Origin of the sequence: Chloracidobacterium sp. N (genome assembly GCF_018304765.1) — a bacterium.
Lineage (GTDB): Bacteria > Acidobacteriota > Blastocatellia > Chloracidobacteriales > Chloracidobacteriaceae > Chloracidobacterium > Chloracidobacterium aggregatum.
In genome coordinates this window covers 41976-64476 of record NZ_CP072643.1, presented here as the reverse complement: position 1 = coordinate 64476, position 22501 = coordinate 41976, and the positions used below count along the sequence as shown (strand labels likewise).

Sequence of the window (22501 nt, the reverse complement as noted above, 5' to 3'; positions counted from 1 at the left end):
ATGATGGATTCGAGACAGGTTCTGGTGGATTGGTTACGTGCGGAATTCGCCACCGAACAGGCATCCGACTTCGCCCGCCTGAAACGCATCCCTGATACCAGAGTCGTCTGGTTTCTGGACACCTTCACCCGACTCAACCCGACGGAGCAATCGGCAGTCGTGGACACCCTCACGGAATGGTCGTCCTACAGTTTTCTGGGTCAACTGCGACCACCCGCCGTTGTCGAGCGTTTCTCCCGGTGCACCGCGCCCCCGGCACTGGCGGAGGGTGTCCGTTGCACAGGCGTCAATCTGTTAGCCGGCCTGGCGAAAACCCGGCAGTACGGCAGCCTTCAGGGATGGCTTACGGCGCAGGGAACAACAGGACTGGCCGCGCAGCCATCGGAACATCTGGCCCGTCGGCTTGAAGACCTGAAACCGATCAAAATCCCCACCCTGCGCCGTCTGGTACAACGGGCGTTCGCCGCACGTTTTGCCACTGCCAGCCAAGACATGGGGAGTGAGTTCTGGCGCTATCAGGGCACACTCGGTGAAACAGCCGTGAGCGTGGAGATTCGCTATTCCGGCCGGATGACGCGGCCGCAACTCCAGTATGGGGTCGAGGTCGCGCATCCCGACGTAAGACGCCGCCTCGGCGGTATCACGTTTGAAGGGGTGCTGGGTGTCGGTTTTGGCTGGTGGGATTATCTGACGGTCGAAAATGCCGAACGCTCCGTCGCGCTGCTGTGCGATCTCGTCGAGTACGCCGCCCGCTTGCCGGAGCGCCTCCCCCTGCAAGGCAGCGTCGGGAACTGACGCGACAGCCGCCGGCAGGAGTTGTTGATGACTACTGGCCTGCACCCCCTACCCGGCACAACGGGCCTGCCGACGGCTTTTCCAAAAGCCCGCATACGCGCCCAAGCTTTGCAAAAAGGCGGAATATCAGGCCGTCAGCCCCAAGGGGTGCGCATCAGGTCCGAGAACTCGCGCCGTGACAACACTTCGGTACATGCGCGCCAGTCCCGCTCCCCAGGCACCAGCGTGGCCCGGTAACGCACATCAAAACCCGTCGCCGCCTTCCGGGCGTTGATGTACTCGTCCAGCTTCTCCCCCAGCGTCCTGATGTCTTCAATCCACTCGTCCATGATCACATCCGGCAACGCGCCAAACAGGTCATACCGATCCCGCATACGCTCGGACAACCGCTCGTAAATGCTTTCGTCCACCGTCTGCTGGAAGACCAGATTGAGCATGTCCACCGTTTCGCGCCGCTGTCCAAATCGCTTGATCCGCCCAATCCGCTGCTCCAGACGGGTCGGATTCCACGGCAGGTCAACGTTGATGAGCGTCCCCAGGGTCTGGAGGTTCAGCCCTTCACATGCCGCATCCGTCGCCACCATGATCCGCAGCCGATACTCCGCCACCATCCGCTTGAGCGTCTCGCGCTCCACCGCGACGCTGTCGCCCCCCTGGTACAGCCGACTGCGCCCGGCCCCGGCATACAGCCCAACGGCCTCGGCCGGATACCGGGCAGCCAGCGCCTCGGCCAACCACTTCGCCGTGTCGTAGTACTGGCTGAAAATGATTACCCCCAACTCAAGCCACTTTTCCCGCTCCAGATAGTGAATGACCGCCTCCAGCTTGGGGTCTTCGGCAATCTGTTCCAGGCAGGACACCAGCTCCTCCAGCGCCGCGCGCTCTTCATGCGTCTCAACAGTCACATCGGCGTCGAAGTCATCCCCCTCCTCGTGAACGGCGCGCCCACCCAACAACCTCCGGGCTGTAGCCAGCGCCGCCTGAAAGCTGGAACAAAGCCGTTGTTCCAGCAACCGCCGGAGAAAGCTGTTCCCCGGTTGGCGCTTCGCCAGCATCCGGCCAAAGGCACAGACCTGCCCGTATGCCTGGCGGAAGACCTCCGACGTACGCAGCACCCGCCCCTCAAACAAAACATCAAACTCGCGGACCGCCCGGACCAGATTCCGGTTCGGATGCACCTCAACGCCGATGCGCGCCAGCAGCCTGGCTTCTTCCAACTGCGGCCGCCGGCGCAGCACGGTGTGTCGGACCAGCGGATTTTCACGCTGAAAGAACGCCACACCGTCCAGGCGTCGCTCCAGTTCCTCCTCCAGAATCTCCTGCGTCTCCGCAGTGAGATCAGTCCATGGGCGGTCCGTCTGCCAGTCCGTTTCCCCCAGACCAAGGTCCTGCCGGATGGCCGAAAACAGCCGTCGGGCGCGTGTTTCATCCGTCGAATCAACATGCGGCAGCGGCGAGCGCAGCAGCTCCCAGCCATAGTTCAGGTCACTGACTTCTTCCCGGCCGGCCAGCAGCTCCAGCACCTTCTCCGGTTGATGCCACAGCGCATACTGATTCCCCAGCACAAACCGTCCCCGGCCGCGATGCAGAATCCCCAGCAGGTCCCACAGATCGGCCGGATGGGTCTGGATGGGCGTCGCCGTACCAAGCAGCACATGGTCAGCCCGCTCGGCTACGTCGCGCATGAAAGCCAGTAATTCGTTGGGGGTGTCGGCGTCCCGCCCAAGGGCCCGGCGCGTCCGCGCCTTGTGTGCCTCGTCCAGAACGACAACCCCAAACCGCAAACCCAGCAAATGCTGTTTTTCGGGCGCATCGCGCATCATCAGCCCGGTAGAAACGATCCCGATGCGAAGCGGACACCGGGCAATCTGCTCACGCCCCACAGGTGAAATGGCGCGCTCATCGGCATCCAGCCACACCTTGCGGACAGTGTCCCAGCGCGCCGTCGGAATCCCCAGCTTGTCCAGCAACTCGGTCTGCCACTGCGCCGTGAGCGTCGCCGGCGCCAGAATGATCACCGGCCGCCGCGGCCCGGCGTCACGGTCAGACAGCAGGCACAGCGTCAGCGCCGCCGTGGCCAGCGACAGCGTCTTGCCCAGACCAACCTCATCGGCCAAAAGCAGCCTGACCACGCCATAAAGCCGGTAGTGACGCAACACCTCGGTCAGAAACCCACGCTGCCACGGTTGCAGCTCATAGCCCTCCCGGTACAGCGGCGACTCGATGAGCGCCGCCGGCGCCAGGTTCTCGTCTTCATCAATCTCATCGAAGCCCACTTCCCGGCGATAGCCGCGCCGATGCACTTCACGCACCACCGCCTGCGGCAGCGGTTTGGCCGCCTGCCAGAGAAATTCAAACTCCGCTTCAATCCAGGCCACCCCCTCCGGCGATTCATCCTCCCACAGGATTTCATAGTGCCGCTGCCAGCCGCTGCGGGTCTCGTTCATCGAACCCATGAAGCCCAGCCTGCGGCCGTCAGCCAGAGTGATGACGCCGGCCTTGCCGTGCACAAAACCGCAAAGGTCATCCGGGGCCACGCGGACAGACTGCCCGTGTCTTTGCAGAAAGGCATCCAGACGGCGGTACCGCTCCCGGTGCAGCAGCGTTTCGGCCTCCAGCGCGCGCTCGTTCCAGCGGCCCAGCATCCGGCTTTCCCGAAGCTGCGCCACTTTCAGATCGTCCGGGTGAATGTCCACGTTGCAGACAATCCGCACGTCGGGAATGTCCTCCAGAACTTCGCCGGCCACCTCAAACAACGAACTCGTGAAATAGCCCGCAATGCGCATGTAACAGCGTGCGCCCCGGAGATGCCGCAGCAGAAAACTGACATCAAGCCGCTGGGTACGCGAAGAAAAACGGCGGATGGTCATCAGTCCGGTCTCAGTTTCTGGGTTTGACGCCGCCCTTGCGGCCCAGACCAAATCCCACGCGATACAGGTCCGGCATATCAATGCGCCCGTCCTGCTTGGTTTCCAGCAATCCCAGACGTCGCAGGTCTTCCCGCACGCCTTCCCACCCCCGCTCAGCATGCTGCGCCGGCAGACGGTCCGAGGGAATGCTTTTGGGACCATCAGGAAACTTTGCCTTCCAGCGCGTCACAACCGCCTCCCATTCACAGGGAACATTCATGCCTTTCAGTTCAGAAAGAACCTCCTGCACCCAGGGATAGTCTTCGGCAATTTCATGAACGCGAATCTCGGAAGCCTTCTGGATGCCGCGCTTGATGCTCTCGTAATGCAGCGCAAACTCATGCTGCCCATAGCGTTCGGCAGAATCCTCCGCGGCCTGCCGGATTGCCGCAAGAAAAGAGCGCGGTGAAGCACGGCCCTGTCCGTCAGCCAGATGGCTGACACACCACGTGTACGGCACACCACGGCGCCTGTCGCGCCCCATCCAGGGACCTGCCAGACGCTCGAAGGCTCTTCGTTGCGCCTCGGATTCGCGCTTCATCTCATCGGCTACGCGCCAGATACCGGCTTCCTCCCGATGGGGGCAAATCGCACGCATACATTCCCCCTGCCCGGCCGGCGCGTTGATCAGGCGTTGCCACAGCAACCCGTGTAAATCATGGCGGTCCCACGTCAATTCGGCCTTGGTAGCCGTGAGTTTCGACGCATCAGGAAAGTTGAAAACCGTCCGCTCGGCTTGATCCTCACGCAGGAACACCTTTGCGTGCAAACCGGGAAACGACTTGAGCCAAAGCACCGTGCGCAAAAGCCCGCGCACGATCTCGTCCATGCGCTGCCAGACGGCGCTGGTGCGATCCAGCGCGTCGAACACGATCAGTCCACGCCAATCCCGCGGCTGCTCCATCAGTCGCGCCGCCGCCTCCGGGTTTGACTTCAGCCACACAACCGTGTCTTTCCATTCCCGGCACGGAATGTCCTGCTTTGATTCTTCCGCCACCCAGCGCAGAATTACCGCGCGCCATAAATCGTACGGATCATCGCCGTGGTCAAGAAACGCCGCGAACACATCGGCGTTCGGGTGGTTGGCGATATTTTCCACGTTGGAAAATCCAACCCGGACCGAGATTCTGGCAAGCTCAGATGTGGCACTTCCCAAAAGCGCGCGCAAAGCGTCCGACTGCAACACTGCTGTCCAGAACGATTTGCCCACTCCACGGGCGCCGACAACGATATGCGCATCCAGGCGCAGGGCTTTGAGATGGGACAGCGGCACGTAGAGCGTTGTGGGATCGGGGGACGCACCGAAGTTGCCTGTCTCCAGCAAGGCGGCGAGAATGGCCGCACGCAGGACCTGGGCTTCGGTCAGGACGGATTGGTCACTCAACATACACCTCCTCCGAATCACCCTGGATAGCCATCAGACCAACCCAAAGAGCGCAAGATTCGGCCGATCATATTCCCGAACACATGCCGGACCTCTTCCTCTGCGATTCGGGCAAACCTCCCATGCAACGTGTGCAAGGCGGCAAAACCCAGATGCCAGCGCACCGCCCACGGCATGTGGGGCGCCAGTTCGTCGGACAGATCAAAATTCCAGCCATCGGCTTCCGAAGGTCTGATCTCGTCGTACAGTGTTTCAAGAAAAAGGGCGTGGGCACGCTCGCGCAGGTTGGCAAGGTAAGCCGCAGGATCAAGCTCCGGGGTGAGCGCCGCCACGATTTGCAGCCGTTCACGGATGCGCTCGGCGACGCCAGCCCGCAGCCAGTGCTCGAACAGAATCCGGTATCCCTTCCACGTCTGATGGCTATCCACGGCAAAGAGCAGTACCAGATTGGCGCCCAGATCGGTAACGCAGGCCGACGCCACCTCGTCAATGCCAGCCCGCGAATCCATCAGCACGACATCCGGCTGGATACGTTCCTCCAGTTCCCGCAACAGCCGCTGCAAGCGGGCAGACCAGGACTCACGGGCGCCATCGTGGCTGACCTTGGGCATCCACACCCGCCCCAGCTTGGCTACATATTCACCGGGGTCCTGCCCGTGGGCCGGCACGACATAGATTTGCCCGTCCCGTGACAACTCACTTGTGGCAAACAGTCCATCGAACACACTGGCGGCATTATCCACCAGGTCTTCCACCAGCCAGTCGGTGATGCCATACGCCGGCTGGCGCTCCAGAGGCAACAGGCTGGACGACAGCCCCGGCGATTCGAGGTCCAGGTCGAGTACCAAAACGCGCTTGCCCAATTGAGCAAGCTTCCAGGCACAGGCGGCCAGTGCAGTTGAGCGCCCGACGCCACCCTTGATCGAGAAAAACACCATACGGGGCGTGCCTTCCGTTTCGGGAGCAATCTGCGCCCAGTTGCCTTCCGTCGCCAGCCGGTCAACCATCCAGACCTTGCCGAAACCTTCCAGCGGGTAGCTGGATGCCCCCAGACAAGCCTCATCCCGGGTTGCCTCATACAGCACGCCGGGCTCAGCGGAACAGGCATGTGGGCCAAGGCGGGAGGCGAGCTGTTGGGAGAGCATCTGAAGGAATGCGCGTTGCGCGCCATGGCTCTCAACCGCCTCCGGGGCGATAAGCCGTACACGGCCGTTGAGGTCCCGATTGATCACCAGCCAGTCCAGCGGTTCGATCTGTTCACGATGCTCCGCCAGCACCTCAGCCGATACAGGCAGAATCTGATCGAAGGTCGTCATATCAGTCCTTCCTTTTGTGCCTGCCTGATGAGCCGGCGGACAGAAGCGGCTCCGGCTTGGTGTTTCTGTACACGGTCCTGTCCGAAGTTCGATTGATGGGCATAGCGTTGCGAAATATGCCAATCGCTGAAAGGGTTCGGGACAGCCAGAACGTAACGGGCGCCCTGGGGGCGACGGCAGCGATAACTCTCGAAGCGCGCCCAAACACCATCAGCGTGCACCCGGTCTTTTTTGTTGTCGGGCCGATCCCGGCTGGTGTCATAAGACATGCCAAAGGCCAGCATCAACTTCTTCAGGCCGCATTCGGCTGCCAAACCATAGAGATGATCTGCATTCGCCCAGCGGCCGGATTGGAAGAGATGCTCCGCATCCTCCCAGTGGCGTTCATGCGCATCCAGATAATCCGCCTGCACCGCCTTTTCCTCACTCGCCGAAGCGCAAATTCTTCAGCCGTGCGGCCAGGACCTCGGCCGCCTCGCGTACGGGCTGCTCCGGTGACTTGCGCGCCAGAAACGCCGACACCTCCGCCAGCAGCAGGCGTACGTCCAGAAAATCATCCATCTCCCGCTTGAACTGCTCCACAACAACCCGCGCCTCAGTCTCCCGAAGCATCTGCTGCAAACCCAGAATGAGCCGCCCCAGCCGGCTGCGCCCCAGTTCCGTCGCCTCGGTCAAGTCACGTCCGGCAAATTCACTGACGCGCTTCACACGCGCCTGATTCGGGCGCATATCGCCCATCACCTGACTGTAGTCCTCCACGTGAAAGGCCTTGGCGAAGTTCTGGTAGTTGTCGAGCTTGTGCGCGCCAGCCGCCTCCATCTCCAGCATGCGGCAGTAGAACCGCTCGATGCCGGTGAGACGGCCCCAGGTGTCCGGCGACAGCCCTTCGGGCACCAGAAGGTTCGAGGCGGTCTCCGCCGCCTGTTGCACCATGTCATCCACAACCGTCACTTCCCGCCGGGTGCGCGGGCGCAGGGCAAAGGCCGTCACCTCCTCGCCGCCAATGTGCGTGCATGCCGTCAGCACCTTCAGCGCCGCCGCATAGCCCGCCATCTGCAGGTCGGCGTCGTTCCACACCGGCGCGCCATGCTGCGCCGCCACCCGTTCGTTCAGGTGCAGCATGGTTTCCATCTGCCGCTGGACTTCCTGCCGTACCTGCGGCAGAAGCCGCTGCCTGAAACCCTGCCGCTCGCCGGGGGCGCGCTTCCTGAGCATCAGGATGACCGTCCCCTGTACGTAGCCGCCCTGCTTGAGTTCGGAAGTGGTCTCCGTGGCGATGTACCATGCGGCCACCACCTGCAGTCCCGCCGCCCAGAAAATCGCAATGAGATCGCTCCACACGCCGGTGTCCTGGTGCGTGAACATGACGCACTGCACGCCGTTGTCCGGCATGTGCGCGGCCATGGCCCGGTAGGCGGCCACCATGCCGCGCCGGAACTCTGCGCCGGAACCCTTGATGGCGAGCGCCCGGCGCGAATCCCACACCCATTCGTCGAAGGGCTTGGGCGGGTTCTTCCTCAGCCAGGCAATGAAGAATTCGGTGATCTCGTGGTAGTTGACGGCGTCGGCGTAGGGTGGGTCGGCGATCCAGAATTCGCAGTGCTGTTGAGGATGATTGGCTGGGACAGAGACGATCTCGCGCTTTACATCCGGCATCGTCACCCTACTTAACTCGAAGAAATCTGGTGTGAATCGAACAAAGCCTCGCACGGCGTAGTTGTAAAAAACGTTGAGTGCCTGGTTGTAGAAAACGTGCTTAGGGCCACCTTCGCCTTGGGTCGGCAACCACTGACAAAGCTTGGCGTAGAAATTCAGCATCTTGGCTATGTTGATCCAGCCTACATTAGCCACTTGTGAGGTTCGCCATTCTTGGATCGTCAGCGCCATTGATAACAACTGCCGCGCATTGAACAAATGATGCCAATACGTCCAGCCGCGCTCGCGGAATAGGCGCGTCGTTTCTTCCCCCGGCTCGATGGGCATGTCGGGCACGAGTCCTTCCGCCTGCCAGCGCGCAAGATTCCCGGCCACGATGGCTTCCACACGGCGCTCGCGCTCCATGTCAGCCCCGGTCGGCGCGGCAAAGAAGGTTTCCTGCCGGGCAGCGGGCGGACGGCCCTCCGCCTGTCCGCCCCGCCTGATCCACTGGATGCAGTAGAGCCGCTCCTGGAAGATGTCATCCGGCCGGGGCTTGAAATCGGTTTTCTCCCAGCGGCGCAGGCGGTTGGCAGTTGATCCATCGGGCAGCCGGTAGTCGCCGCGCAGGGTCTTGATCGGCGTGCGGTAGGTTTTGCCATCAAGCTGATAGACCATCTCGCCATCCTGCACCGTGCCGCGCTCGGCGGCCTTGAGTTCCTTCTCACTCACGCCGCTGACAATTTCGATGTCAAAGCGTTTGCCGGCGTGATCGGGCTTGAGGCGGGCGATGACACGGCGCGTTCTGGAAATGACCCACGAGGGCGCAAGCGGCACCCACCAGCCGGTTTCGGGGCAGCGCGCTTCCAGGCAGTAGAGATAGGCCTTGGCGCGGTTGCCCTGCTCATCGTGCTCGATGCCCAGCCGGGTAATCTCGGCATCCACTGCGGCGGCCACTTCGCGTTGCGCCTGCTCGATTTCGGCCCGGCGTTCGGGACTGGCGCCGATGATGTTGAGCGCCCCCCAGGTGAGCATGCAGGCTACCGGGTTCAGGTCGCTGGCATAGACATCACAGCCCAGCCGCGCCGCCTCGAACGGAATGGAGCCGCCGCCGCAGAAGGTGTCGCCGACACGCGGGCGATGGCCGTAGCGCAGGATGCCCAGTTGTTCGATGAGTTCCGGGAACGAATGCGCCTCGATGCCAAGGTGCGCGTAGTGGCGGTTGACGACGGGCCAGACCGGGGCGTAGAGCCAGTCGGGATTGACTTCTTCGGGACGCTTGCCGAGGCTGGCTTTGGCTTCGTAGCTTGGCAGGGTGGCCAGCGCCCGGCGGTAGAGGGTGAGTTTGTCGTCATCCGTGATGTCCCGTCGCCAGCCGCGTCCGCTGAAGTAGCGTTGCGGGTCACGGATGGTCAGCATTTCCTGGAGTCTGGCGGCGGAGAAGGCGTTGGCGGCGAGCGCCCGGCGGGCCAGCCCTTCGTCATCGAAGGCCAGCAACCGCTCGAACACATCGAGGTCGGCTTCGGTGTCGCCCGTGGGGGGCAGAAGGCAGCCCAGCACGATGGCGCGCACAAGGATCAGGGGCTTTCTGCCTTTCCAGTAGGAACCGAGACCCGTCAAGGTCTGCGCCGCGACTGCCTTGCGTTCCGCCTGCGCCTCGAAGGAAACCTTCTGCGCCGGGAAGACGGTTTCAATCAGCGCCGGGGCATCCTTGAGCGCCAGCGGGGTGAGGGAGTACGTCAAGGTTCAGTTCCTCCCTGCTGAATGATACGGATGACGGTTTCCTTGACCTGATCAAGCTTATCGGGACGCAGTTGCCCCAACACTTGGGTGAAAAGTGATTCATGGGCGGTGAAAATTTTTCCGGGGCGGATGTAACTTTGCCGGTGCAGTGTGCCATGCGCAAACTCGTTCTCGGCGAGCGGCAATGCCAATTTTTGACGTCCTCCCCGCCCTAAAGGGCGGAGATTCCTACCACAACTACGCACGGATCGCTCCACGCGCCGTCGTCTCGGCGGGTTCCTGCTTCCGACTGCCTATGCAGTTCGATCCACAGGCCATCCGGGCTGACACAGGCAGCCAGTCCACCTGCATCCCGACCAAAGCGTTGGCCGTGTCCTGCCCTTCGTCCCGCAATCGTTGTATCCCGCGAGAAAGGATGTTGATCGCGCCAACAACGTCGGCGTTATTCTCATAGCCGCACGCCACGCATACGAACCGGGCTTGGGTCTGGCGGTTGTCCGCCGACACGTGGCCGCAGCCTGGGCAAGTGCGACTGGTGTTCTGCGGCGGCACGGCAACAAGGCGTCCGCCCTTCCAGGACAGCTTGTACTCCAGCATACGACGGAACCCGTACCAACCCTGGTCGAGGATGGACTTATTCAGCCCTGACTTGGTATGGACATTCTTCCCCGGAGCATCGGCCGTACCTGCCGCCGACCGGGACATATTGCCCACCTTCAGGTCTTCGATGGCTACGACCGCGTGGTTTTTGCTTATCGCCGTCGAGACCTTGTGCAGGAAATCGCGCCGGACATTGGCAATACGAACGTGAATCTTCTGGACGCGGGCTAGCGCCTTCTTTCGGTTGTGGCTGCCTTTGACTTTACGGGAGAGCGATTGTTGTGCCTTGCGCAAGGCTACCTCATGCCGCTTGAAGCTGTTGAGCGGAGCAAAGAACGTGCCGTCCGAAAGCGTAGCAAAGTGGGCAATACCCAGATCAATCCCAACCGTGCCTCCCTTTGGTCGGGACGTCTCAACTTCACGTTCGGTCTGAATTGACACCAACCACTTGCCGCAAGACTGGCTGACGGTGACGTTTTTCACTGTGCCCAGCACTTCCCGGCTGTTGCGGTAGCGCAACCATCCAAGCTTGGGCAGAAAAATACGGCTGTTGGCCTGGTCAAGCTTGATCCCTTTTGGGTCGGGGTAACGAAAGCTATCTGACCGGCCTTTCTTCCTGTAGCGAGTAGCCAGTAGCCAGTAGCGAGTAGTGAGTAGCGAATAGGGAATAGCGAATAGCGGGTTCTGAACCATTCGCCATTCGCCATTCGCTTCCTTACCACTCGCCACTCGCTTCCTTTGCCAGCCAGGCCGTTTCCTCGCTGTGCCTCCACTCGGTAAGCAACCTGCACAACCCGGCGTAACCCAACTTCTTCCCGCCCTTCTCGTGCCGTTCTTTCTGTAGCACCAGCGCCTTGTTATAGACATACCGACATGAGCCGGCGAAGCGACGCATCAATCGCTCCTGCCGGCCATTGGGTATCAGTTCGTACTTGAAGGCTTGGAGTCGCAGCATGGTCTTGATTGTACTATGAACTGCGTTTGGACGGCTTCGCCGTCTGCGCTATCCTTCCCCGCCCTGAACGGCGGGGCTTGCCGCGCATCCCGGTCATTATAGGATTGGCTTGTGATTTGCAGGCACACCCAGTCTCTGTACTCAGAACCAGAATAAGCCAGAATGAGTGCCGGACGTTTTTTTTGCCCTGAGAGATCGGAAAAAGGAAAAGGCAGCAGAACGACATTCCCTACTGCAAATGCGCCCATGCCTCGTCCTCCTCGGGGCGCAGCCAGTCTTGTGCCAGGCTCTTTTCTGACAGGATCAGGAAAGCATTTTCCAACTCAGCTTTTTTGAAGCTTTCGAGTTGACTGCCACTTTCGATACAGGCTTGGCTCGGTGCGGGCAATTTCTGAGCGAATTCGGTTTGTAGTTCATCGTCAGGCAGCCAGTCAGGATATTGCTCGGAATGCGTCCAGGCAATTATTCGGGCATCGCCGGCTTTGTAACCAATAGCCAAGCCATAGGAATGTGATGATTCCGAAGGGTACGCGACGGTCTTATCCCGAGGGACAGTGACCAGTGTCTTCAAGTCCGGGACATGCGAGGTGTAGTAAGGCATCGTCAATACTCCGGCTCAAGCTTCTGGATGGTGGCTTCGGTCAATACCTGGCGGAAAAACAGGGACTTCAAGTGGTCGTGCAGATGGTCGAGCTGTGCGCGTAGAGCTTCACAGTCAGCCGGCGCATTTGCCGGCAGGGTTTCCAGGTCAATAATGGTGCCGGTGGAGTTCTCTCCCGGCAGATTGAGTGGCATGGGAGTGGCCACCTGCACGACGTGCCGGTATTCTCCATCAGGTATTTCCAGACGCAACTGTATGTCACCGTTGATGTCGAAATCGCCGAGCCGGAGGGACAACTTCAGCGCCGAGAGGTTCGCTGCCAGTTCACCTTGCAAAAAGTCAATATAGCGCAGCGAATGACGCTGTGGGTTTGGAAGTAATCCACTGTCTTCGACGATATGCGTCAGCGCCAGGACAGCCTCTTTGAACCGGTCCCAGCCCACGTATGGTTTGCAGCAGTTGAGGGTGAGGACGCGGTTGCCGATCTGCCAGATAAACGGCGTGTGGGGGGCTTCCATCAACATTTTGGGTGCGAACCGCAGGTTGGGGTCGCTTTGCGCAATGGGTGCCGGGATGTCTGCCGCAGCGAGGCGTCGCCACTCGATTTGGGGATGCTCTTTTTTCAGTTGGCTGAAAAGAATGCCCGACAACAGATCGCCGACACCCTGGTTGCCCTGAAACTGCAACTGCCAGAGCACTTCGATAAGGGGTTCTTTCCTGAGACGTTTGGGAAGCGGGTTCATGGGTTCATCCGGTTTTTTACAGTAGTGCCAGTCAGGTATGACAAGGCTTGGAGTGAAATGGTACGTGGACGTTGGTCATAGGGGGTCATCGCCAAACAGGTTCAACCGGGGCTGGCTGTCTTCATGCAAACGATGGCTGCGATGGGCACGGATTTCCAGCATCTCGCTCTGGACGACATCCCCCAGCGCATGCTCCAGCGCAGCGCGCCAGCCCCTGCCGGCGTCCAGAACGCCCCCGGTGGCCATGGCCGTCATGCCGAACAACCACCAGCGTTCTTCGGGCCGCAGCGCCACCCAGTTGCGCACGGCAACGGGAATGCGGTCGGGGTTCATCCGCTCCACGGCCCAGGCGAGGACACACAGTTCTTTGCCAAGCAGGCGATCCACGGGGTTTTCGCCAACCTTCCACGCGCTGGGCCTGAGACCATGGGCAACCAGCCGCGCATTGAAGGCCCGTTGCACTTCGGCGCGGATGGCCGTCCAGCGTGAACGGTCGAGAACCACCCGGTCAATGACGGCGCTGGCGCCCAGCGCGGCCTGCAAACCAAGGTGCTCGTGGATGCTCACCTTGCCCGTGCTGCCTCTGGGAATGATCACCCGGAAGTGATGCGGGTCGGAGGTTGCTGGCACACCAAAGCCCAGGGTATGCCGTACCGGTGCTGGCTGGCCGGTGTCGGGGCGGGCATCCAGGGACGAGGCTTGTGGCATTGTCCGGCTCCTTTTCTCCCGGCGTGATGGCCGGCTTCCGTTTTGAAGCCTTATCCGGCTTCATCCTGCACGACATCACCCGGTTTGAGTTCGAGGCTGGCGAGTCTGGCGAAGTCCTTCAGCGCAAAGCCGTCGCCGAACTCAATGCCATCCGTGATCGCCAGATTGACCATGGCATCCGGGTCGCCCAGGATGTCGCGCAGGCTGTTGACGACGCCTTCGATCATGGCGGCCGTGACTTCCCGCGCCTGAAAGCGGACGGTCACGGTATGCTCCCCGGTGCCAATCTCGATGCGGACCCCCCTGAAACGCACATCCGGCCGGTCGTGAAAGCGTTTGATGACGCCAAAAACGCGGTCCGTGGTGTCGAGCATGATGCGCTTGTTGTGCAGGCGCGCCCGCTTTGCATCGTCAATGACAACCGTCCGGTCGCTGCCCGCCGGAATCTGGAAGTCGGCCGTTCCGGTCGCTTCTCCGGCGCGCGCAAAGACCAGCAGGCGGCACGCCTGGGGGCCGATCTCGAAGGGGCCGTCGTAGCGCCGGCCATCTCTGGGATTGGAGCCGTCCAGAGTGAAGTACAGCTCGGCCCGTGGCGTGGCTTCGAGATGAACCAGCCGCATGTCCCCAGCAGGTTCAACCTGGTGGCGGATTTTCAGGTCGGCGAGCCACCGTACGGGCGGCGCACTTTCGTGCTGGCCGGTTGTGTCTTTGACCCAGAAGTAGAGGGTTCCTTCCGTGGTGATGAAGTTGTCGAGGTCGCTGACCGGCTGCATCCCGGCGACATCCCCCCGGGTTGACCAGTAGATGACGGGGCTGTCGCCGGCGTGGCGGGGTGTCAGGCTGAGTATCGTTTCGCCTGTGTCAGCCTTGACGGCGATGACCGAGACGTTGACCGTCGCCTTGTCTTTGGGGAAGGGGCCCTTTTCGATGTAGCCATCTTCGCCCAACCGCCAACGTCCCTGTTTGAGGGCCTCGGCCTTGAGGGTTTCAAGGCCGTTGGCGCCGGGCATCCATGGCCAGACCGGCAGGCATTTGGCGCGGGTGACGACATCCTTCCACGGCGTGCGGCGGTTGTTGGCACCGGAGGGCCAGAGGTAGGTTTCGGCCATGGCGAAGTATTCATCGAGGTTATCGCGGCCGAGTTCACGGACGAGTTTGTAGTCGGCCCGGGGGCCGGCGAGCAGGTTTTCGATTTGCATTTCGGCCGACTGGTCGCCCTCGCCGAGTTTGAGGCCCTGATCAATGGTCACGGCCGCCAGGGTGTTGTTCCCATCCGGGGACTGCGCCGGGAAGTGGAGGCGGTTGTAAGCGGCTGACAGCGCCTTGGCGAAGCGTTGTTCGGCGTCCTCCAGGCGGTCGCGGGCTTCCTCGTAGAGGGTATCGCCCGGCCTGAGCCGTTTGTGGATTTGCTCGATGGCGTAGAGTTCGCGCAAACGGTCTTCGACGGCATCGGCGAGCAGGCTGTCCTGACCGGTCAGCACGAGCAGGTTGTTTTTCTCCTGCTGCTGGTCAAAGAAGTTTTGCAGCTCGGCCGGGGGCACCTTGCCATCGGGCTTGATGACGATGAGGGTTCGGGGCCCACCCAGTCTGAGTTCGTCGAGCCGGGGCAGGACATGAACTTCCTGGTAGGCAACCCGGCGCACCGGTTGCAGGATGCCGGACAGCCGGTTGACAAGGGCGCTGTCAATCCTGGGCTGTGGGATTTCCCTGGCGTTGCGCTCTATCTGGCGCGACAGGTTTTCGGTTTCCCTGACGAAGAACCGTTGGTCCTCGCGGTGCAGGTACCAGGCGGTTTCGCGCAGCCGCCGCAGGGCGTGCATGAATTCGTCGGGCTGGCGCGTGGGAGCCATCAGGAATTCGACGATTTCGCTTTCGGAAAGGCCGAGCCGGCTGCCGACGGCACGGGAAAGGCTGGAAGCCAGAAGCAGAGTCATGGTCTGTTGGGCGGCGTCGCCGTTCCCCTCGGCGTCGAGGCGTTCGGCAACGGCGTTGCCGTGGTCGGCGATGTCGTGGGTTACGGCCGGCATCAGGTTGGGTGCAATCCGCTCGATTTCATCCCTGACCTGGTCATCGTTGAGGTTCAGATGCTGTGCGCCGATGAGGAAGACATCATCCGTCGGGCGCTCAGCGACGCTTTTGAGCAACCGGGCGGTGAACTGCATCAGGCCGCGCGTCTGGCGAAAGCCCTCGTTTTCCTTGAAAAGAGCCACCAGGTACTTGAAGGAAGGGTGAAAGGGGTAGGTTTCGCGTATCTGCTCGGCAAGGCGCTCAAGGCTGCTGGCAATGATGTAGCCGCCATCTTCGGCTTTTTTGACCTGCCGGGCGTAGGCTTCAGCCACCCCGGCAACGACGGTCTCACCGGGCAGGTCATCAATGAGGCGCTTTTTGAGAATCTCGTAGATTTCGCTGCCGGCCAGTTGCACCGGCGTGATGGTCATCGCCTGCCGGCGCGTTTCCTGCTGGAGGTTGGAGATGGCTTCGCGTAGCGCCCTGGTTTGGGCCTGGTAACTGCCGGACAGGTTGGAGATGACCACCGCGCACCGCGGCAGTTCCAGCGCCGCACTCATCAGGCTGGAGAGGCTATAGACCACCATGTTGGCCAGCGTGCCCTGTCCGAAAACCTGGGTGCTGGCATAGTCGAGGTAGGGCGGCAGTTCGTCGAGCAGGATGAGCGTGGGGGTATCACCAATGATGTCTTTCCATAGCCGCTGATCCACCGCCCTGGGGCCGTTGACCCAGTAGGGTCTGATGGCTTCCGCCGCGCCAAGCTGGCTGGCGATCTCGCCCCAGAGGTAATGGTCCGGGTTATTGCGGCCGTTGAAGGCGGCCAGGCGCGCCTGGTCGAAATCCACACGGGGAAGCAGGTCTGGAGGGAGCACGGCAGGCCGCAGGTGCGGGTGACGCGCCAAAAGTCCCAGAGCGATCATCATGTGCGTCTTGCCGCCGCCCATGGCCTGGGTCAGCTCGAAGACCGCCTGATCGGACCTGCCTGACAGACGCAGCAATCCCTCGCGGAAAAGCTGCTCCATGCCCTGCGTGACATAGTTGCGCTCAAAGAACGCCTGCCCGTCACCTTCGCCTTCAATCAACCCGGCCAGATTCTCGACGCCTTGGCTCATCCGGTAATCGTGGATGGCAGGATTGAATCGGCAGGCCTGCCTGACGGTTGTCAGCATGGGACCCTCTCAGTTGTCGTTGGCAACCCGAAGCTACAGCAGCCAAAACCGCACTGGGTGAAAGCGCCCGTTCGGGCAACCGGCAGTTCCCGAGCGCGGCGGTCACTACCTCACGCTTCCAATGGCTGATTTCTGATCTCTGTCGCAGTGATACACCACATTCGATGCTGAAGCCACAAATTTAGTGCCGGCCGCGCAAGGACAGAAGGGCAGTCCGCGCCGGGTGCGTCGCCAGCCGTCAGGCCAACCGTCAGGGCTGATGGCAGGGTGGCTCAGCTTCGGGGTCGGCCCGTACGAACGAAACCGTCCCGCTGAAGGTACTCAAAAGAACCTTGGCAGCACCATCCCCGTGTCGCCAGACAACGAAACGGCCGTGACGCGGTGGCGGTGGCGGCGCCCCGGGTCCCGGCAGCGGTTCCGTATCCGGGCCTGACCCACTGGCATCCGCACCGCCCACCGGAAAATCCGACTTCAACGTTCCACTGAAGCTCTTGAACCGCGTCTCAAAACCACACGTTTCAGGTACGGCCAGCCTGATGTCACCCGAAAGCGCATTGATGGTACACCGCTTGACCGGCGTCAGCGCCCCGACAAAAAACACATTCCCACTCGTCGTCTCGACAACCACTTCATTTTCCAGTCGGCTCAGCCTGACCTCTCCGCTGAAGGTTGACACATCAACCCGGCCCCGGCTGCACCGGATGCTGGCATTGCCACTGACGAGCTGGGCCGTCAGGTCCCCCCCAATGTGGGACGCTTCCAGCTTCCCGCTGACAGCACTCACCATCACACTGCCCGTCACCGCCTGCACCTGCGTGTCGCCGCTCACAGTACGGAGCTGTACCGTCCCCACCTCGGTCAAACGGATCCGTCCGCTCATCGTCGTCACATTGACCGGACCGGGCACCTGTTCAACCAGGACCCCGCCGCTGACCGTCGCCACATTGGCGGCGGCCACAGCGCGGACGGTCACATTGGCGTTGCGCGTCCTGACCTCCTGCAGCGAGGCTTCCCGTGGGACAGTGATGCGTAACCGATGTGGTATCACCGGCGGATCGATCGAAATATCGTACGCTCCACCGGCAAGCTGTTTGACCTTGACCGTGGCCGGATTGCCATCCGTCGTGACCGTCAAAACGGCCTCATCGCCGCCGGTAATGGCGACTTCCCCCACCTGGCATACGACCGTGATCCGGCCGTTGCGCTCGATGGGCTGCCGGATTTCCTGCGCCAACGCCGGAAGACCGCTGAGCAGCCAGGCCAGTGCCAGGATGCGCACCACCAACACAACAGATTTCATGGCATTTTTCCCCGTGTGTGTCGTTTTCTTACCCTCACGAGCCAACCCCCTTTGGGGCCAACCCGTTCCGTTTCCGAAAGGGCCGGTTCAGGAACCTCCCCCCTCGGTCATGACAATGATTTCACTTAGCAATTCCGCCTTCTTGCGATAGGCCGTCAACAGAAAGTGCAGGGCGGCCGGATCGGTTGACGACTGGCAGACAACCTCCCGGGTCTGTGCAATCTGGGCATCCAGTCCGGCCAGAGTCTGGTCTATGGCCGTCCGTGTCGCCGGATCGAGCTTCATGCGCCGTAACCGGGCCTGGGACTGAAGGCGCTCGATGACCACGAGATAGGTTTGTTCCACCTGGGAGAGAATCTGCTCCGCCTCGGAGGGCGGGCGCTCGCGTACGGGTGGCGGGCTTGTCATTCCCGTACGCCGCCGGGGTGGCTCAATGATGACAGTATCCGCTGGCGCCAATGTTTCTGAACCCGCCGATGGAGTGCCTGCGGGCGGCAATGTGCGCGGCAAGTCGCCGGTATCCGACAGGCTGGGCGGAGTCGGACCCTGAGCCAGAAGCGGCTCTGCCGGAACGGCCGGACGCAGCCAGAACCAGAGTCCAACGGCCAGCACCAGAAGGCACCCCAGCGCCAGCCCCAGCCGCCACCAGCCAGACAGTTCCGGTCGGAACCAGTTCGTACGCCCCCCACCTGACCGACGCTGTTCACGCTCGTCCACCGCCGCAAGGCCGGCAGCAATGCGCGGCCACAACCCCTCCGGGAGTGAAACCCCGGCGGCCATGTCACGGTACAGCCGGTTTTCCCATTCGCGGGCGCGGTACTCCGCCTGACAGTTCGGACACTGGCGCAGGTGGGCGGACAGCAGGCTGGCGTCCGGCGCGTCGAGTTCACCATCCAGATAGGCATCAAGTTGTTCGAGGCAACGTTCACAATCCATCAGTTACCTCCCTGTCCTGCCGACAGGTACGGTCGGACGTGGCGGCGCATTTCCAACCGCGCGCGATGCAGGTCCGTCTTGACCTTGCCAACCGAAAAGCCTGTGATCGCGGCAATGTCCTCATAGCTGTACTGCTCGAACGTTCGCAGGACGAACACCATGCACTTGTCGGGTTCAAGCTTTGCCAGCGCCGCCCGTACGACGAAGCGCAGTTCGGCATCGAGAAGCTGCGCATCGGGGGTTGTGCCATCCGTCGGTTCCGGTTGGCGCTCGCCGTCAAAGATGTCATCCAACGAATCCCAGCGGGCATATTCACGGACATGCTCACGCGACACATTGCGTGCAATCCCAAACAACCACGCCGCCACACGGGCGCGATCCCGCAGGGTGGCGCGCTGCTCATAGGCCCGCACGAAAGTCTCCTGGGTCAGCTCCTCGGCCAGTTCCCGCCGGCCGACCAGCGCACACAGGAAGTTGAATACCGAACGGGCATACCGGTCGAACCAGTGACGAAAGGCTTCCGCATCCGGGAGCGGTGGTGATTCAGTCGGTAGGGACGCATCGTCCATGACAGGTGCGGTGACTCCCAAAACGATTTGACTCCGACGGCATACGCTGTGCTCCTGGCGAAAGTTGCTCCGTCATGGAGCATGTGCCGAATGCGCCGAAAAAGTTTCACACGTTATGGAGGTTTTCGCGGCTGTGTCCTGACGCGCGTCCCCAAGCTTTGGCCCGGGGTCCGGGCGACGGGATGTTGCCCAAACGAAGCACCAAACAAAACGGGACGCACCCGATAAGGGCACGTCCCGCAGGTTTTGGATTTGGGCGCACTCAGCGCCCGGTGTCGCGCTGATCAATGGCTGCCGCGTTCATAGCTTCATAGCTGCTACCCGGTGCTTCACGCAGACAGGCTTCAGGTCAGGCAACCCGCCGGGGGCACTAATCCGTTACGGTCAAGGTAATCGTTACGCCGTCATCATTGACAGTAACCTGATCAAAGATACTGTCTGAACCACCCTGCCCATTGGGTCGCCTGACATCCATGATTCTTACTTCAAGCAAATAGTCTCCAGCCGTATTGGCCGAACCAATGGTGAACCTTGCGTTGGTATTGTTTCGTTCCGGCAACTCAATGGCGATTTCTTGTCCTAGCGGTGGCGGATGGGCAAAAGTGATTCCTGAACTTGGACCTTCCAGGATAGTGATTCCCAAGACCGCAAAATCCCTACGCCGGATACCACTCCCTGAGACGCTGACGGTCACATCAAGATGGGTGGAGTCAAGGCTAACCCTGATGGGATTCCTGGTAAGCCTTGGATTCCGAACAATGACCCGCGTTCTAGCTTGAGTGATGACATTCCCTCTTCCCAGATACAGCTCATCCGACCGCCTCGTGCGAAACGGACCGTACCCCGAAGCTACCAGGCAGTACCAATTCTCCCAACCCCCACCGATCAACTGCGCCCGCTGAAAGTTCCAGGGGTCAAGGTAACAACCACAGCACCCACAGAACGGATCATAAATCCCCAGCCGTAGGCGGTACTCTCCACACGCCCCGTAGGTCAGTCCCTCCTGCCCCACCATCTGCACGATGACCGACACCGTCCCATCCCCGTCGGTGTCCTCGGCACTCTGACTCGCCAGCGGGTTGCCATCCCCGTCGCGGAGGCTGCACGTCACCCGCCCCACATACCAGTCCTGCGCCGTGTAATCGAGTTCGACCGTAGCCACCCCCGTCACAAGTCCCGTCTCAGGGTCATAACTGATGAGGGTCACTCCAGTAGCCACAGCTTCCGTTGGCGTCTGCGGCACCGGATTGCCTGTTCCAGACTGCCCCTCCCCACCACGCGCCAGCGCGCGGCTGGTGCGCATCCCCGCCCGAACCCGTGCCAGAACCCGCCGGTCAAACTCCTCCCACGCCCGCGGTCCAAAGGCTTCCTGCAACCGGTCACGGTAACGCAGCACCACCGCCTCCCGCTCCCGCTGCAATGCGAACAGTTCCGCTGACGGCGGCAGCGGCGGCTGTCCCGCCCCCAGCTTCCCATCAGGATAGTTCGCCCGCCGCGCCGCCAGAATTGCCCGCGCCCGTGCATCCACCGCCCGCACCGCCTGCTCACACTCCGCCGCCAACCGGTCGAGGACCACCCCCTGCTCCACCTCCAGGCCCGCTTCCTGTTTGAACGCGCGCCGCAACGCCTGCGCCGCCTCCGTCCGCCCAGCCCGCTCCGCTTCCTCCGCCTCCTCGTTGAGCAGAAACACCGTGTGAAACAGCGTGCGGTAAAGCTGTGGCTCAGGGACAAAACCGGATGCCTTCCGGTCAGACCGACGCTCCACCTGCGCGTTGGTGCTGAAGCCGGGCGGCACCACAAGCATCAGCACCAGACCAACCAAGACAAACATCCCGGAAATACACCGGTGTTTTCCGGTCGCCTTCAACATCAGGTTTACCTCCCTGCAGAAAGTGTGATTGCCTTTTCGTCACCGGGGACACGCACTTCCCAACCGGTGTCGTGACTCCCAAGAACCTGCTATCGCCGTCGGCTGATGTTGCACTTTGGGAAGAATCTGCTTCAGGTTAATCACCACCTTTGGCAGCATCAACAGGACTTCCGGTTTTTCCAGTCTTTTTGCCAATCCGTTATGACTTCAACTATCCGCCTGACGAAACTGGCCAAGCGGGCCGGTTGTGCCGCCAAGCAACCACCGGGCTACCTGTTTTCCCTGCTGGGACAGCTTCCACCGCTCCGCGATCCGCAGGTGCTGGTGGGCAGCGCCACGGCCGATGACGCCGCCGTGTACCGGCTGACCGACGATCTGGCGCTCGTGCTGACAACGGACTTTTTCACGCCCATCGTGGACGACCCAACCGACTTTGGAGCCATCGCCGCCGCCAATGCGCTCAGCGACGTGTATGCCATGGGCGGCACGCCACGGGTGGCGCTCAACCTGGTCGGTTTTCCCGATGACCGGCTGCCACCGGAGGTTCTCGGCGACATCCTGCGCGGCGCAGCCGCCGTGGCGGAAGCGGCCGGGGTCAGTATCGTCGGCGGTCACACCATCAAAAGCGAAGAACCCATCTACGGGCTGGCCGTAGTCGGTACAGTTGCGCCCGACCGGATGCTGACCAACGCCGCCGGACGACCGGGCGACTGGCTGGTGCTGACCAAACCCATCGGGGTGGGCGTCATCACCACGGCCGCCAAAAACGACGTGGACACGCTGGGCGCCATCGGTGAAGCCATCCAACTGATGCGGACCCTCAACCGTGCGGCCGCCGAAGCCGCCTGCGCCGTCGGCGTCCGGGCAGCGACGGATGTCACCGGCTTCGGGCTTCTGGGCCACCTGCGCAATCTGGCCCACGCCAGTGGTTGCGCGGCAGAAGTTGACCTGACGGACGTTCCCATCCTGGCGGCGGCGCGACACTATGCGGCGGAGGGCATCGTTCCCGGCGGCACGCATGCCAACCGGCGTTTCCTGCAGGACTGGACGACCTACGCGCCGGAAGTAACCGAAACCGACCAACTGCTGCTGTGCGACGCGCAGACTTCGGGCGGTCTGCTGCTGGCCGTTGCGCCGGAAACAGTAGAAGACCTCGTCAGAGAGCTGAAGCGCCGCCAGACGCCATGCGCCGCCCGGATCGGCCGCCTGGCAGCCGGGACGCCAGGGCGGCTGACCGTCCACCGCTCATAATGCGCGGCAT

18 protein-coding genes are annotated in these 22501 nt (G+C 61.9%); 2 read left to right on the top strand and 16 right to left on the bottom strand.

All coding sequences use genetic code 11. The features are described from left to right. A complete protein-coding gene (locus J8C05_RS11360; protein ID WP_211423660.1) occupies positions 1–795 on the top strand; it encodes a hypothetical protein in 795 nt (264 codons plus the stop codon). A gap of 134 nt (positions 796–929) precedes the next feature. Here the strand turns inward: J8C05_RS11360 and J8C05_RS11355 are convergent, their stop codons facing one another. The 16 genes from J8C05_RS11355 to J8C05_RS11280 form a co-directional block, all read right to left on the bottom strand. Continuing rightward, entirely contained in the window at positions 930–3665 is a 2736-nt protein-coding gene (locus J8C05_RS11355; RefSeq protein WP_211423659.1) for a phospholipase D-like domain-containing anti-phage protein, read from the bottom strand. 10 nt (positions 3666–3675) lie between these two features. Then, positions 3676–5028: a hypothetical protein gene (locus J8C05_RS11350; protein WP_343316685.1), complete on the bottom strand. Its 1353-nt coding sequence runs from the start codon at positions 5026–5028 to the stop codon at positions 3676–3678. 77 nt (positions 5029–5105) lie between these two features. Further along, a complete protein-coding gene (locus J8C05_RS11345; protein ID WP_211423657.1) occupies positions 5106–6404 on the bottom strand; it encodes a KGGVGR-motif variant AAA ATPase in 1299 nt (432 codons plus the stop codon). Continuing rightward, the gene (locus J8C05_RS11340; protein ID WP_211423656.1) at positions 6401–6817 is read right to left on the bottom strand and encodes an SAM-dependent methyltransferase; all 417 of its coding nucleotides are present in this window, start codon (positions 6815–6817) and stop codon (positions 6401–6403) included. Before J8C05_RS11340 ends, J8C05_RS11345 begins: the two co-directional genes overlap by 4 nt. Positions 6818–6827: 10 nt before the next feature. Then, positions 6828–9782, bottom strand: coding sequence for an anti-phage-associated DUF1156 domain-containing protein (locus J8C05_RS11335; protein ID WP_211423655.1), 2955 nt, complete (start codon positions 9780–9782; stop codon positions 6828–6830). Continuing rightward, positions 9779–9973 (bottom strand): hypothetical protein, encoded by a 195-nt coding sequence (locus tag J8C05_RS11330; RefSeq protein ID WP_211423654.1) that lies wholly within the window; start codon positions 9971–9973, stop codon positions 9779–9781. The genes J8C05_RS11335 and J8C05_RS11330 overlap by 4 nt, the downstream gene beginning before the upstream one ends. 46 nt (positions 9974–10019) lie before the next feature. Further along, entirely contained in the window at positions 10020–11111 is a 1092-nt protein-coding gene (locus tag J8C05_RS11325) for an RNA-guided endonuclease InsQ/TnpB family protein (protein WP_246840790.1), read from the bottom strand. Further along, positions 11098–11337, bottom strand: a complete 240-nt coding sequence (locus tag J8C05_RS11320) for a helix-turn-helix domain-containing protein (protein WP_459543857.1) — start codon at positions 11335–11337, stop codon at positions 11098–11100. The genes J8C05_RS11325 and J8C05_RS11320 overlap by 14 nt, the downstream gene beginning before the upstream one ends. Before the next feature lie 229 nt (positions 11338–11566). Beyond that, on the bottom strand, positions 11567–11938 hold the full coding sequence (locus tag J8C05_RS11315; protein WP_211423653.1) for a hypothetical protein: 372 nt from the start codon (positions 11936–11938) through the stop codon (positions 11567–11569). A 2-nt stretch (positions 11939–11940) separates the two neighbouring features. Continuing rightward, positions 11941–12681: a TIGR04255 family protein gene (locus J8C05_RS11310; protein WP_211423652.1), complete on the bottom strand. Its 741-nt coding sequence runs from the start codon at positions 12679–12681 to the stop codon at positions 11941–11943. 75 nt (positions 12682–12756) lie between these two features. Further along, the gene (locus J8C05_RS11305; RefSeq protein WP_211423651.1) at positions 12757–13389 is read right to left on the bottom strand and encodes an anti-phage-associated DUF3780 domain-containing protein; all 633 of its coding nucleotides are present in this window, start codon (positions 13387–13389) and stop codon (positions 12757–12759) included. 50 nt (positions 13390–13439) lie between these two features. Then, entirely contained in the window at positions 13440–16565 is a 3126-nt protein-coding gene (locus J8C05_RS11300; RefSeq protein ID WP_211423650.1) for an anti-phage-associated DUF499 domain-containing protein, read from the bottom strand. Positions 16566–16815: 250 nt separating this feature from the next. After that, positions 16816–17865 carry a DUF4097 family beta strand repeat-containing protein gene (locus J8C05_RS11295; protein WP_211423649.1) on the bottom strand — a complete coding sequence of 350 codons (1050 nt, stop codon included), beginning with the start codon at positions 17863–17865 and terminating at the stop codon, positions 16816–16818. Positions 17866–17952: 87 nt separating this feature from the next. Continuing rightward, positions 17953–18801, bottom strand: coding sequence for an anti-sigma factor family protein (locus tag J8C05_RS11290; RefSeq protein ID WP_211423648.1), 849 nt, complete (start codon positions 18799–18801; stop codon positions 17953–17955). After that, positions 18801–19370: an RNA polymerase sigma factor gene (locus J8C05_RS11285; protein ID WP_211423647.1), complete on the bottom strand. Its 570-nt coding sequence runs from the start codon at positions 19368–19370 to the stop codon at positions 18801–18803. The genes J8C05_RS11290 and J8C05_RS11285 overlap by 1 nt, the downstream gene beginning before the upstream one ends. 370 nt (positions 19371–19740) lie before the next feature. Then, positions 19741–21240, bottom strand: a complete 1500-nt coding sequence (locus J8C05_RS11280; RefSeq protein ID WP_211424040.1) for a hypothetical protein — start codon at positions 21238–21240, stop codon at positions 19741–19743. Positions 21241–21441: 201 nt separating this feature from the next. On the opposite strand from J8C05_RS11280, the gene selD reads away from it, so the two are divergent. Then, entirely contained in the window at positions 21442–22491 is a 1050-nt protein-coding gene (gene selD, locus J8C05_RS11275) for a selenide, water dikinase SelD (protein WP_211423646.1), read from the top strand. Positions 22492–22501 lie beyond the last annotated feature (10 nt).

Coding starts and splice junctions, on each gene's coding strand:
- J8C05_RS11315 (WP_211423653.1), bottom strand. CDS start 11,938: ATGCCTTACTACACCTCGCATGTCCCGGACTTGAAGACACTGGTCACT.
- J8C05_RS11305 (WP_211423651.1), bottom strand. CDS start 13,389: ATGCCACAAGCCTCGTCCCTGGATGCCCGCCCCGACACCGGCCAGCCA.
- J8C05_RS11355 (WP_211423659.1), bottom strand. CDS start 3,665: ATGACCATCCGCCGTTTTTCTTCGCGTACCCAGCGGCTTGATGTCAGT.
- J8C05_RS11295 (WP_211423649.1), bottom strand. CDS start 17,865: ATGAAATCTGTTGTGTTGGTGGTGCGCATCCTGGCACTGGCCTGGCTG.
- J8C05_RS11345 (WP_211423657.1), bottom strand. CDS start 6,404: ATGACGACCTTCGATCAGATTCTGCCTGTATCGGCTGAGGTGCTGGCG.
- J8C05_RS11320 (WP_459543857.1), bottom strand. CDS start 11,337: ATGCTGCGACTCCAAGCCTTCAAGTACGAACTGATACCCAATGGCCGG.
- selD (WP_211423646.1), top strand. CDS start 21,442: ATGACTTCAACTATCCGCCTGACGAAACTGGCCAAGCGGGCCGGTTGT.
- J8C05_RS11300 (WP_211423650.1), bottom strand. CDS start 16,565: ATGCTGACAACCGTCAGGCAGGCCTGCCGATTCAATCCTGCCATCCAC.
- J8C05_RS11310 (WP_211423652.1), bottom strand. CDS start 12,681: ATGAACCCGCTTCCCAAACGTCTCAGGAAAGAACCCCTTATCGAAGTG.
- J8C05_RS11280 (WP_211424040.1), bottom strand. CDS start 21,240: ATGTTGAAGGCGACCGGAAAACACCGGTGTATTTCCGGGATGTTTGTC.
- J8C05_RS11360 (WP_211423660.1), top strand. CDS start 1: ATGATGGATTCGAGACAGGTTCTGGTGGATTGGTTACGTGCGGAATTC.
- J8C05_RS11285 (WP_211423647.1), bottom strand. CDS start 19,370: ATGGACGATGCGTCCCTACCGACTGAATCACCACCGCTCCCGGATGCG.
- J8C05_RS11290 (WP_211423648.1), bottom strand. CDS start 18,801: ATGGATTGTGAACGTTGCCTCGAACAACTTGATGCCTATCTGGATGGT.